The sequence below is a fragment of the Cohnella ginsengisoli genome (assembly GCF_029525555.1).
In the GTDB taxonomy this organism is placed as follows: domain Bacteria; phylum Bacillota; class Bacilli; order Paenibacillales; family Paenibacillaceae; genus Cohnella; species Cohnella ginsengisoli.
The window spans coordinates 1,073,807-1,086,580 of sequence record NZ_JAPDHZ010000002.1 but is presented as its reverse complement, the minus strand read 5'-3'; the positions used below and the strand labels follow the sequence as shown (position 1 = coordinate 1,086,580).

Here is a 12,774-nt window from a genome sequence, read left to right as displayed (position 1 = left end):
TCGTATCACTCCTTCAAAGGTTTCTAGGAGTAAGTTAAACCAAACGCCGCCGTTCTACGCACGATTCTCCGAATTTGGGGCGAACTTACAGGTTTTTGCGCGTCGTCTTGCCGCCGTCGCAGGTGTACAGCATCGGCTTGCCGTCGACGACCGTCTCCAAGTGAACCGTCTTGCCCCAGAGCCTTGCCATATAGGGGAGCGTGCGTTCGGTATATTTGGCATCCAGCTCGACGCCTTCGTACCGGTGGCTGACGTAGAGCTCGCCGTTGCGATGGTAATCGCCGTCGGTCACGACCAGATACGGAAATCCCCCCGTTCACCCTCGAATACACGAGCTGATCCCGGACGTTTTCCCATTCCTTGTCGGTGATCGTCCAGTCCGCGCCTTTTTTCTCGAACACGTATAGATCCAGATCCTCCGTCAGTTCCTTCGTCAAGTAATTGCGGATGAACGAAGGATCCGAATCGAGCTCGCGCACCTCGAACATCGTCTCGCGTCCGAACCGCTTCTCGATATCCTCGAACATCTTGAGACCCAGGTAGTAGGGGTTCAGGGAGCTGCGCGACGGCTGGACGACGGAGGCGTTCAGCTTGGCGTATTCGATCGTCTCCTCGGCGTCGAGGTTCAGCTCGCGAATGATGCGCTGATGCCAGAAGGTCGCCCAGCCCTCGTTCATGATCTTGGTCTCGATCTGCGGCCAAAAGTACAGCATCTCGTCGCGGAGCATGGACAGAATGTCCCGCTGCCACTCCTCCAGGAAAGGCGCGTATTCCTGGATGAACCAGAGGATGTCCTTCTCGGGCTCCGGCGGAAACTTGCGAAGCTCCGGCTTGTGCTCCTGTATCCGCAGGCGCTCCGCGCGTTCTTCGTCGTCGAGCAGCCAGATATCGTCGTAGGGCGAGGCGGATGCGGGCTTGCGCCCGAGCTTTTGGTCGCGCTGCTGCGCTTCCATATAACGGCGTTTGTCGAGGCCTTGCGGGCGCACGACTCCGGGTTCTACGTGTTCTTGAATCGCGAGCACGGCATCGAGGAATTTCTCGACCTCTTCGCTGCCGTATTCAAGCTCGTACTGGCTAATCCGCTCGGCCGTGGCGGACATGCTCTCGACCATGTCGCGGTTGGAGGTGGAGAAGCGGGCGTTGTTCTTGAAAAAATCGCAGTGCGCGAGCACGTGCGCCACGATCAGCTTGTTCTGGATGAGCGAGTTGCCGTCGAGCAGGAAAGCGTAGCAGGGGTTCGAATTAATGACGAGCTCGTAAATTTTGCTGAGTCCGAGGTCGTACTGCAGCTTCATTTTATTGAAGGTTTTGCCGAAGCTCCAGTGGCTGAAGCGCGTCGGCATGCCGTACGCCCCGAACGTGTAGATGATGTCGGACGGGCAAATCTCGTAGCGCATCGGATAGAAGTCGAGGCCGAAGCCCTGGGCGATCTCCGTGATTTCTCCGATGGCCAACTCTAGCTGGCGCTGATATTCCGTATGGGACATGGGCGCGTTTCCCCCCTCGATTGGCATGTCATGAATACTCATGTATATGCGGGGAGGCGGCGCGGCTTGACGAGGTTGTGCGGGGGGCCTCGTGAAGTCGAGGGAACGGTTACTTAAAAGGGCACTGCGACAGTATGCAGCTCCCCCGTTTTTATCGAGCGTCTGCAGGATATAGTCTTCCGGGCTGCCGTCGACGATCGCGTACCAGAACCGGCCGTCCGCGTTTTGCGTAATATCGGCATTCGTCAGCGTTCCGTCCCCTTTTTTTAAGGCTTGCTGAAGAAATGTCGTCGCCGAATTGGCCCGCGATCACGGTAAATCCTTCGAGTTCAAAGGTGTGCGCGGACAATCCGGCTTTTGAAAGACGGGACTCCTCTGCGGTATCCGTGAAGTTGGCGGAAGCCCGGAGGTTCCATTCCTCGGAACCGGTTTCCTTGTCATAGTAGTCGGCGCCGAATTTGTAGGCGTCATCCGCGTAGCGAACCGACCAGAACTGGAGCTTGGCATGTTCGTCTGGCTGGACCCACGTCAGGTCGCGGCGGTGATCTTCATCGAATGCCTCCGCTTCGGTACGGCCGTCGGTTAAGATGCCGGAGCCGAACTTGACTTTGATCGGGCCGTCCGACGTGCCTATAGCCGAGCTGATCGCGTTCGTTCCGGGGGCGTCTCCGATTACATGGGACTGAGAGTCGGAGAGCCCCGCATAAAAGATCGCGCACGATGCGACAACCGCGGCAGCCAGACTCGCAGCCACGATGCGGCGGTATGTCGGTCTGCGGCTTTCTGGCAAGTTCGCCCCTTCCATAATGCGGGCAGCAAGCGCATCCGTAAAGTTGCTTTCCTTCAGCGGCTCGCCCTTAAGCTCATCGTACCATTGCGGATTAATAGGCTTGATCATATCCGTAATCCTCCTTTAATAGAAACGCCATGCGACGCCTTGCCGCGAACAATCGCGATTTGACGGTCCCTTCCGGAATCCGCTGCAGGTCGGCGATCTCCGAGACGGACAGCTCGTATTTCGCATGCAGCACCAGCGTCTCCCGAAGCTTCATGGGTAGGTCTAGCACGCACCGCCAGATCTCGCTCGCGGCCTCGCGCTCCAGATAATCCTGCTCCGCAGACCGCCCGGGATGCCGCGGCGAGACGATATCCATGAGCAATGCTTTGCGGAAAAACGCGGCGTTGCGGTAGTTGAAGCTGACGTTGCGCGCGATCCGCAGCAGCCAGGTTTTTACAGACGCTTCTTGCCGGAAGCCGGAGAAATGGCGATATGCCTGAATAAACGTATCCTGGGCGATATCGTCGGCCATCGCGCGATGCTTGACGATAAAGTAAGCGTAGTTCCATACATCCTGCCCGTACCGGTCCATCAGTTCCCCCCAACATGGCCGGGTCCGGGTTGACCCGGTATGCCAGGTCTTCTTTGTCCACGAATGATCACCTCGGCATATAGACAAGCGAATCGGGCAATCGGTTCACTCTTTTAAGGAAATAATCGGGAGTTTTACGTAATTGCGTTAAACCGTTCGACTTGCTAGACTAATAGATAGAATGTATGTTCGGGAGGAAAACGAAATTGCCCGCATTCTTATTCGAACCCGCCAGATACCCGGAGCAGCCGGGCGTATACATCATGAAGAATAACGAAGGCAGGATTCTGTACGTCGGCAAGTCCAAGTGCATCCGCGACAGGCTGCGCGCCTATTTCAACGGGGCCGACAAGCGCAGGCGGATTCCCGCCCTGACCGCGGAGATCGCCGAGATCGGCTTCATCGTCGTGAACAACGAGCACGAGAGCCTGGTCCTGGAGAACAATCTCATCAAGATCCACAAGCCTCCGTACAACCGCGCGCTGAAAAAGGACAACAGCGGATACGCGTACTTGCAGCTGACCCGGGAGCCTTTGCCGAGACTGATCGCGCATTATCGCGACAGGCGCGCGGTGCGCGAGGAGACCGGCGAGGCGGCCTTCGCGCGAAGGTCGGGGGGCCCGGCGGAGGTCGGCGGGCTTGGCCTCGTTCGGGCAGAGGCGGCGGCCGGCAAGGAGGCGCGGGACGCAGCGCCAAGCCTGTCCAAGCGACAACAGCCATCTCCCGCTCTCTCCGCGGAGGACCCGCCCGCCGAGCGGTTCGGGCCCTTCGTCAGCAGCCGGTTCCGCGAGGCGGTCATCGCCTTCGTTACGGAGCATTACAAGCTCCGTACTTGCGCTACGCTGCCCAAGCGGGCATGCCTCGAGTATCACTTGGGCAAGTGCAGCGGCGTCTGTGCCGGCCATATCTCGCACGAGGAGTATCGCGAGACGGCGCGGGCGGCGGCCAGGCTGCTGGCCGGCGGCGGCGAGCGGCTCGTCGGCGCGATGTACGGCCAGATGGAAGCGTACGCGGAGCGGCTCGCCTTCGAGAAGGCGGAGCATATGCTGCGCCATATCCGGATCCTCGAGCGCACGCCGGAGCGGCAGATCGTCGATACGGAGACTGACGGCACGCAGGAGGCCGTCTACTTCGGCGACACCGACGTCTGCATCGCGCAACTGCACGAAGGGATGCTGCACCGTCTCGAATGCATCCCCTGGTCGCGCGGGGAAGAGGGGGCGGCGGCATGCGACCGCTTCCTGATGGAACGGTACAAGACGCTGTCGCGTCCCGACGAGATCATCGCGAGCGAGATCGGAGACGCCCGCTTGCTGCGCGCCGCGCTCCGGCGACGGGGCCAGCCTGCGGTGCGGATCACCGTGCCGCAGCGCGGCATGAAGCGGGACCTGCTCGGGCTGTGCCGGCGCAATCTCGAGGAGACGAAGCGCTCTAAAGCTTGAATCGCACGACGGTCCGCCGTTCGTGCGATTTGCATTTTTTCCGCGAATAGGCTTACTTGCACGGGACTTTAGGTCATGTTACAACAAGTGGATAACGATACGAATGCGATGCGGAGGAGAAGACAGGTGTCTGAACAGGAACGGACGGATGCACGGACCGGCGAGACCGAGCGCCTCGCCGAGGTGATCAGGGTCATTGACCGCAAGCTGCTGAAGGAAATGTCCGTGCAGGGCGAGCGGCGGGGGGGACGTCGTCGGCATTCGCCAGGAATTCTGGGACGATCTGGCGATCAACTTCTCGGACGAGACGGAGCTCGGAGAGACGTGGAGCAGCATCGTACAGCAGGCCGAGCTGCTGGCGGAGCGCGAGCGGAGCCACAGGGTCGCTTCCGAAGCTGCCGAACGGCTGGCGCGTCAGCACGACAATCCCTATTTCGCGCGGATCGACTTCGCTGAAATGACCGATCCGGCAGCGGGAGCCGCCGGAGGCGCTGCGAGCGAGACTGCAGAGCCGGAGGTCATCTATATCGGCAGAGCGTCTCTCGTCGGCGAAGACGGAGAGACGTTCTATATTTATGACTGGCGCGCGCCGGTTTCGAGCCTGTTTTACGATCACGAGCCGGGTCCCGCGTCCTACGAGACGCCGGGCGGAGAGATCGCGGGCGAGCTGACGCTCAAGCGCCAGTTCGTCATTCGCGGCGGCCGGCTGAAGCATATGTTCGACACGGACGAGACGATCGGAGACGATATCCTTCAGGCGGTGCTGTCCGAAAAATCCGACACGGCGATGAAGAGCATCGTCGCCACGATCCAGAAGGAGCAGAACCGAATCATCCGCGACGAGCGCCACCGCCTGATCGTCGTTCAAGGCGCGGCGGGCAGCGGCAAGACTTCAGCCGCGCTGCAGCGCGTCGCCTATTTGCTTTACCGCTACCGGGACAGCCTGACGGCCGAGCAGATCGTGCTCTTTTCGCCTAATCCGGTGTTCAAGGGCTACATCTCCCGCGTCCTGCCGGATCTGGGCGAAGCCAACATGCGCCAGATGACGTTCCGCGAGCTGATCGAGGCGCGGCTCGGCAGACGCTTCGACGCGGAGGACCTGTTCGCGCAGACCGAGGATCTTGCGGCGACGGAGGGCACGCCGGAGGGCGAAGCCCGGGCGCGCGCGGTACGGTACAAGGGCTCGGAGCATTTTTTCGAGACGGTTGCGGCGTATTTGGACCGCCTCAAGCGGGAAGGCGTCGTCTTCAGGCAGCTCCGCTTCAAGGGCGATACGATCGTGTCCGCCGAAGAGATGAGCAGCCAGTTCTACGTCGAATACGGGGAGGACAGCTTCGGCGACCGGCTGGCCAAGCTGCGCCGATGGCTGAACGGGCGGCTGACCGCTTGGGTGGACGCGCAGCTCAAGGAGCCTTGGGTCGAACAGGCCGCCGAGCTGATGGAGGAAGAGGATATTCAGCGGGCTTACGTGAGCGTGAGGCGGCAGGGCGGCTTCCATGAGGGCGCGTTCGACGACGAGGACAAGATGACGGAGCTGTTGCTGCGGCAAGCGGCGGAAAATGCGATCGGGCCACTGCGCCGGGCGGTCAAGGGTTTCCGGTTCATGGACGCTGCGGCCACCTACAAGCAGTTGTTCGTCAGCCGATCGTTGTTCGCCGCCTGCGCGCCGGACGGGCGCTTGCCGGAAGGCTGGGATTGGATGGCCCAGCGCGTCGAGGACAAGCTCGGCCGCAAGGAGCTGGATCACGAGGACGCGACGCCGCTGCTCTATCTAATGGAGGCGCTCGAAGGCTTCCGCAAGGTCGAAGGCGAGGTGAAGCATCTGTTCGTCGACGAGGCGCAGGATTATTCGCCGTTTCAGGCGGCGTTCCTGCGACGCAGGTTTCCCCGCGCCCGGATGACGGTGCTGGGCGATTTTAACCAGGCGATCTACGCGCAGGCAGAGGACAGCGGCGGCTTCGGGGGCTGGACGCGACTCGCCGATCCGTCCGACACGGCCGTATGGCGGCTCACGACGAGCTATCGGTCCACGAAGCCGATCGTCGAGCTGTCGAAGCGGATTTTGCGGACCGAGGATGCCGAAGGGATCCGTCCGTTCAACCGCGAGGGCGAAGAGCCCTGCCTGATCCGCTGCAGGGACGGTGCGCACCTCGCGGAGCTGGCGGCGGCGGACGTTACGGCGCTGCTCGCGGCGGGTCACGCCACGATCGGCGTCATCGCCAAGACGGCGCAGGAAGCCGGCGACGCCGGCTCGCTGCTGAAGGAGCAGCTCGGCGAAGACGTGCCGGTGACGCTCGTCAGCGGCGGCTCGGCCAACCTGCCCAAGGGCGTTTCGGTACTGCCCTCGTATTTGTCAAAAGGCATCGAGTTCGACGCGGTCCTCGTCTGGGACGCTTCGGCGGAGCGGTACGGACAGGAACGACACCGCAAGCTGCTTTATACGGTGAGCACGCGGGCGCTCCATGTGCTCCATATTTACTATACGGGCGAGCTGTCGCCTTATCTAGTTTAGACGGTAGGCCGGTAAGCGAGCGTCGGTGCCGATTATCGCCGTATGTCCTATAGCGGCGCGTCGGACGAGGCGTTTTTGCGGAGATTGCATCGCGGCAGTCTTCCGCGCGGAATTACGAGGAGGAACCAACATGCCTGATACGATAGAGAAGGACATCGACCGGTCGATGGGGGAGGCGCGCAGCGTGCTGAAGCGCTTCTTCGGCTACGACGCGTTTCGGCGCGGACAGGAGGAGCTGATCGAAGCGATCTTGAGCGGCCGGGACGCGCTCGGCGTCATGCCGACCGGCGCGGGCAAGTCGATCTGCTATCAAGTGCCGGCGCTCCTGCTGCCCGGCGTGACGATCGTCGTATCGCCGTTGATCTCGCTCATGAAGGACCAGGTGGATGCTTTGAACGCGGCGGGCATCGAGGCGACGCTCATCAACAGCACGCTTTCGGCGAAGGAGACGAACGATCGGCTGCGGGATATTTACTATGGACACTACAAGCTCGTGTACGTCGCGCCCGAGCGGCTTGAGTCGGAGCGCTTCCGCGGGATGCTGCGCCACATCAAGGTGCCGCTCGTCGCCGTCGACGAGGCGCACTGCGTCTCGCAGTGGGGGCACGACTTCCGTCCGAGCTATATGGGGATCTCCCGCATGCTGCAGGATATCGAGCCGCGTCCGGTGATGGCCGCCTTCACGGCGACGGCGACCGACGTCGTCAAGGACGACATCGTCGAACGTCTCAAGCTGGCTTCGCCGGCCCGCGTCACCACGGGCTACGCACGGGAGAACCTGTCGCTCTCCGTCGTCAAAAACGCGGACAAGCGGGACTATCTCGTCCGCTACATCCGGGAGCGTGCCGGGCAGTCCGGCATCGTCTACGCGGCGACGCGGCGGGAGGTCGAGGGACTCGCCGGCTTCCTGACCTCGCTGGGACTTCCGGCCGGCATGTATCATGCGGGCCTGCCTGAGGAGGAACGCGCGCGGACCCAGGAGGCGTTCATCCGCGACGATCTGCAGCTGATCGTGGCGACCAACGCGTTCGGCATGGGCATCGACAAGTCCAACGTGCGCTACGTCGTGCATTTCAATATGCCGAAAAACCTGGAAGCCTACTACCAGGAAGCCGGACGCGCGGGACGCGACGGCGAACCCGGGGAGTGCGTCATGCTGTTTTCCGCGCAGGACGTCGTGACGCAGAAGTTTTTTATCGAGCGCAGCGAAGCGGACGAAGAGCGCAAGCGGAACGACTACCGGCTGCTGAACGATATGGTGGAATACGCGCATACGTCGGATTGCCTGCAGCGGTCGATCGTGCGGTACTTCGGCCAGGACGGCGGCGAGCCTTGCGGCAGATGCAGCAGCTGTACCGACGAGCGCGAGCTGCGCGACGTCACCGAGCAGGCGAAGCTGGTGTTCGCCTGCGTATCGGCGATGAAGCAGCGCTTCGGCATCACGCTGACGGCCAAGGTGCTGCGCGGCGCGAGCGACGCCAAGGTGCGGCAGTTCGGGTTCGACAGCTTGCCTTGGTACGGCAGGCTCGGGAGCCTGTCGGAAAAGGAAATCGTGCAGCTGATCCACGGGCTTGTCGCCGACGGCTATCTGAAGCTGACGGACAGCCAGTATCCGGTGGTCCAGCTGGCGGCCAAGGTCCGCGGCGTCATGAGCGAGGGCGAGCAGGTGTTCCAGCGGATCGAGCCGCAACAGAGCGGCGGGCGGACGGGCAGCCGCTCGCGCGCGGGCGGCGGCGCGTCGGCCTTGCCGCCGGCGGACGCCGAGCTGTTCGAGCGGCTCCGGGAGGTCCGCAAGGCGCTCGCGACGCGCGAAGGCGTGCCGCCGTTCATCATCTTCGGCGACGCCACGCTGCGGGAGATGTGCGCGCTGCGTCCCACGTCGGAGCACGAGATGCGCCGCGTCAAAGGCGTGGGCGACGCGAAGCTCGAGAAGTACGGCGAGGCTTTCGCGGAGGCGATTCGGGCTTACGCGGAAGGCTGAGAAGGCGATGGGCAGAGAAGGGCTTCGCATAAAGAGAACGCTGCACAAAGAAGAACCATGCACAAAGAAGAACTATGCACAAAGAAGAGCAATCTCGTAGACAAGCAAGGTCTTTCCCGGCTATAATCGGCTTCAAAATGAAAGACCAGAACCGCACTCGGATTCATTCGGGTGCGGTTTCTTTTAGCATTGTGAAATGACGCAGAACATGACATAGTTATGATTAGCCGTTAACACGCGACTGACAAAAAAATAAACGACAGGGAACTAAATTCATGACCACGATTAAAGATATTGCGAGTCACGCCAAAGTGTCGGTTGCTACCGTCTCCTATGTGTTGAACAATACGCGTTATGTTAGTCCCGAGAAAAAGGAACGGATTCTGCAAGCGATCCGCGAGCTGGACTATGTGCCTAATGCGGTAGCTAGAGGATTGCGCGTAAGGCGAAGCCAGACCTTAAGTCTTGTCGTAGCCGATATTACGAATCCCTTTTATCCGGACATCGCCAAGGCTTGCGAAGAGGCGGCGCAGGAAGCGGGTTACTTGGTCAACATTATTAACACCAATGAAGATGGACAACGTCTGGCGGATGCGCTCAGGCTGCTGCGCGAAGGCAAGACGGACGGCATGATTATTACGACCGCGCTGGAAAAGGACAGGACCGTACTCCAAGAATTAAAAGATTATGCTTTGCCCGTCGTTTTTGCGCATAGAGAGCTTCCTGGGCTTGATATGGACAGCGTGGTGTCCGACAACTTTAACGGTGCGGTGGCGGCTACGAACCACCTCTTGGGACTTGGCCACCGCAAAGTTGCGTTTATGGGCGGGGTGGAGGGCTCCGAGATCACCCGTTTAAGGCGAGAAGGCTATGTCTTCGCCATGCGCCAAGCGGGATTTGCGATCGAACCGGAATGGCTTATATCAGGAGAAGCGCGTTATGAGCCCAGCTATCTCGCAACGCGGACATTAATGGAGCTGGAGGCGTCCAAGCGGCCGACGGCCATTATAAATATCAACGATGTAGGCGCGATCGGCGTCATCGATGCTGCCTATGATTTAAGATTGCGCGTACCCGACGATCTGGCCGTCGTCGGCTTTGACGATCTTTTTATCGCGAATTCGAGGCAGATTCAGCTGACTACGGTCCGTATTCCTAGATATGAGTTAGGCAAAAGGGCGACGCTGATATTGCTGGAGAAGTTAAAAAAGCCAGACCGAGAGGTCGATGTTAAGCCGACAAATCGAATCGTCCTGCCGGTGGAGCTGATCGTACGGAGGACTTGCGGAGGAAGGGGGGCGTGAATTGGAAAAATAATGGTTTACAACGCCTTCAGCAACATTTATAGTAATGATATCTAATCGATTAGATGTATTTAAAACTAAATCTAATCGATTAGATAATCGCATGAAGGGAGACTATGTGTTGGGAATCCTGAACTTCAAGCAGGATCGTCCTCTGGATCTAATCGGATTAGGACGGCTTTGCATCGACCTCAATGCGAACGAAATTCATCGTCCGATGGAGGAGACATTGACCTTTACCAAGTATGTGGGCGGCTCTCCCGCGAATATTACCGTGGCAGCTGCCAGGCTCGGATTGAGCGCAGGGTTTATCGGCAAAGTGTCGGACGATGCCTTCGGACGATATATCGTCCAATACTTGCTGCAAGCTGGCATAGATACCGGGTGCGTTGCGGTTGATCGCGAAGGGGCCGTTACCGGACTGGCATTCACGGAGATCAAGTCTCCTACGGATTGCAGTATTCTCATGTACCGGGATAACGTCGCCGACTTGAAGCTGTCTCCGGCGGATCTTGACGAAGGCTATATGAGCAAGGCTAAAGCGCTGCTCATATCAGGCACGGCGCTGGCGAAAAGTCCTTCAAGGGAAGCGGTGTTCATGGCGTTGGAATACGCGTCCAAGCATGATGTCGTCACTTTCTTCGATATCGACTACCGTCCCTATACCTGGACCTCGGCGCTTGAAGCCGGCATTTATGCCAAGCTGGCAGCCGAGAAATGCGACTGCATCATCGGAGGACGAGAGGAATTCGACTTACTCGAATTGGCTATGGGACACCCCCTCAAGCAAGACGACGACTGGACGGCAGGTCACTGGCTGAAACATAAAGCACAACTGATTGTCGTTAAAAGAGGCGGCGACGGGTCCAAGGCTTATGACCGCAGCGGCAACATTTTCCGCGGCAGCACCTTTCCCGCCGAGGTCGTCAAAACCTTTGGCGCGGGGGACGCCTTCGCCGGCGCCTTTATATACGGCATTATGCAAGGTTGGGAAATTGAAAAAGCCCAGACGTTCGGCGCGGCTTCGGCGTCTATCGTCGTATCCAGCCACAGTTGCTCCGATGCCATGCCCACGGCGGACCAGATCCAGGAGAAAATCGATCGATGGACATCTAATCAGCTGATCGGGTAACGCATAGGAGGAATCGATATGACAGCTTTTATAACGACGGTACCTAATTATATCGGGGGTCAATGGACGGTCTCGACATCGGCGCAATCGGACCCCGTTCCGAATCCGGCGACCGGAGAAGAAGTGGCTCGGGTCCCCTTGTCCACCAAGGACGAACTGGATCAGGCTGTGCGAGCGGCAAGCAAGGCGTTCAAAGAATGGAGCAAGGTCGCCGTTCCCAAGAGAGCGCGGATTCTGTTCAAATATCAGCAGCTTCTCGTCGACCGTTGTGACGAACTGGCCAAGCTCATCACGCTGGAGAATGGCAAGAGCTATGCCGAAGCTTACGGCGAAGTGCAGCGCGGCATCGAGTGCGTGGAGTTCGCGGCCGGGGTGCCGACCTTGATGATGGGCAGTCATCTGCCGGATATCGCCACCAATATCGAATCCGCGATGTATCATTATCCGATCGGCGTGGTCGGCGGCATTACGCCGTTCAACTTTCCGATGATGGTGCCCTGCTGGATGTTCCCGCTGGCGATCGCTTGCGGCAATACGGTCGTGCTTAAGCCTTCGGAACGAACGCCGCTGCTGGCGAATCGCTTGGCGGAGCTGTTCGGAGAAGCGGGACTGCCGGACGGCGTACTCAATATCGTGCACGGCGCCCATGACGTGGTCAACGGCTTGCTGGCGCATCCGGACGTCGCCGCCATCTCGTTCGTCGGCTCCCAGCCGGTAGCGGAGTATGTATACAGGACGGCCGCCGCCCATGGGAAAAGGGTCCAGGCGCTCGGGGGGAGCCAAAAATCATTCCATCGTCATGCCCGATGCGGATATGGAGCTGGCGGTAAAAGAAATCATCGGCGCTGCCTTCGGCTCGGCGGGAGAACGCTGTATGGCCTGCTCGGTCGTCGTAGCGGTGGGGAGCATTGCCGACGAGCTTGTGGAGAAGCTGGCGGAGGCGGCACGCAACTTGACTGTCGGCGACGGCAGGAACAAGGGAACGTTTCTCGGGCCCGTCATCCGCGAAGCACACAAAAAGCGCACCGTTCAATATATCGAAGAAGGCGTGCGCGAAGGAGCGACGCTCGTCCTGGACGGCAGGGCGCATACAGCGAGCGGACAGTCGGGGTATTTTCTGGGGCCGACGATTTTCGACCATGCCCGCAAAGGGATGAAGATATGGAACGATGAAATATTCGCTCCTGTCCTTCAAATCGTTCGCGCGCCCACGCTTGAGGAAGCGATCGAGCTGGCCAACGCGTCTGATTTTGCCAACGGAGGATGCATTTATACGTACGATGCCAGATCGATCCGTCAGTTCCGCGAGACGATGGAAGCGGGAATGCTGGGGGTCAATGTGGGGGTACCGGCGCCCATGGCCTTCTTCCCATTTTCCGGCTACAAAAAGTCGTTCTACGGCGATTTGCATGCCAACGGCAAAGACGGCGTGGCGTTCTATACGCGCAAAAAGATGGTCGTCGCGCGGTATTAACGAGGCGGAGGATGCACACCATGTTTGACTTGAAAGGGAAAAAGGCGATCGTCACAGGCGCTAGCCGCGGTT

Annotated in this window: 8 protein-coding genes and 2 pseudogenes; 6 read left to right on the top strand and 4 right to left on the bottom strand. The window is 59.7% G+C overall.

The annotated features are described in order from the left end of the window. Positions 1–85 precede the first annotated feature (85 nt). The 3 genes and pseudogenes from OMP38_RS05365 to OMP38_RS05355 all read right to left on the bottom strand — a co-directional run bounded on the left by OMP38_RS05365 (position 86) and on the right by OMP38_RS05355 (position 2,857). Positions 86–1,487 (bottom strand): annotated as a pseudogene (locus tag OMP38_RS05365) (SpoVR family protein). Between the two features lie 151 nt (positions 1,488–1,638). Further along, positions 1,639–2,385 carry a hypothetical protein gene (locus tag OMP38_RS05360; RefSeq protein ID WP_277564185.1) on the bottom strand — a complete coding sequence of 249 codons (747 nt, stop codon included), beginning with the start codon at positions 2,383–2,385 and terminating at the stop codon, positions 1,639–1,641. Next, the gene (locus OMP38_RS05355) at positions 2,369–2,857 is read right to left on the bottom strand and encodes a sigma-70 family RNA polymerase sigma factor (protein WP_277564184.1); all 489 of its coding nucleotides are present in this window, start codon (positions 2,855–2,857) and stop codon (positions 2,369–2,371) included. The genes OMP38_RS05360 and OMP38_RS05355 overlap by 17 nt, the downstream gene beginning before the upstream one ends. Positions 2,858–3,063: 206 nt before the next feature. On the opposite strand from OMP38_RS05355, the gene OMP38_RS05350 reads away from it, so the two are divergent. Beyond that, complete coding sequence (locus OMP38_RS05350; protein ID WP_277564183.1) at positions 3,064–4,299, top strand: GIY-YIG nuclease family protein; 1,236 nt, start codon at positions 3,064–3,066, stop codon at positions 4,297–4,299. 78 nt (positions 4,300–4,377) lie between these two features. On the opposite strand, the gene OMP38_RS05345 is transcribed toward OMP38_RS05350, so the two are convergent. Continuing rightward, positions 4,378–4,560 (bottom strand): hypothetical protein, encoded by a 183-nt coding sequence (locus OMP38_RS05345; protein WP_277564182.1) that lies wholly within the window; start codon positions 4,558–4,560, stop codon positions 4,378–4,380. Here OMP38_RS05345 and helD point away from each other — a divergent pair. From helD to OMP38_RS05320, 5 genes and pseudogenes are all read left to right on the top strand, one after another. After that, complete coding sequence (helD, locus tag OMP38_RS05340) at positions 4,559–6,811, top strand: RNA polymerase recycling motor HelD (RefSeq protein ID WP_338130472.1); 2,253 nt, start codon at positions 4,559–4,561, stop codon at positions 6,809–6,811. The two genes, OMP38_RS05345 and helD, sit on opposite strands and share 2 nt — an antisense overlap. Positions 6,812–6,941: 130 nt before the next feature. After that, the gene (recQ, locus tag OMP38_RS05335) at positions 6,942–8,792 is read left to right on the top strand and encodes a DNA helicase RecQ (protein ID WP_277564181.1); all 1,851 of its coding nucleotides are present in this window, start codon (positions 6,942–6,944) and stop codon (positions 8,790–8,792) included. A gap of 275 nt (positions 8,793–9,067) precedes the next feature. Then, positions 9,068–10,096 carry a LacI family DNA-binding transcriptional regulator gene (locus tag OMP38_RS05330; RefSeq protein WP_277564180.1) on the top strand — a complete coding sequence of 343 codons (1,029 nt, stop codon included), beginning with the start codon at positions 9,068–9,070 and terminating at the stop codon, positions 10,094–10,096. Between the two features lie 121 nt (positions 10,097–10,217). Then, on the top strand, positions 10,218–11,228 hold the full coding sequence (gene iolC, locus OMP38_RS05325; RefSeq protein ID WP_277564179.1) for a 5-dehydro-2-deoxygluconokinase: 1,011 nt from the start codon (positions 10,218–10,220) through the stop codon (positions 11,226–11,228). Between the two features lie 18 nt (positions 11,229–11,246). Beyond that, positions 11,247–12,702: pseudogene (locus OMP38_RS05320) on the top strand (CoA-acylating methylmalonate-semialdehyde dehydrogenase). Positions 12,703–12,774 lie beyond the last annotated feature (72 nt).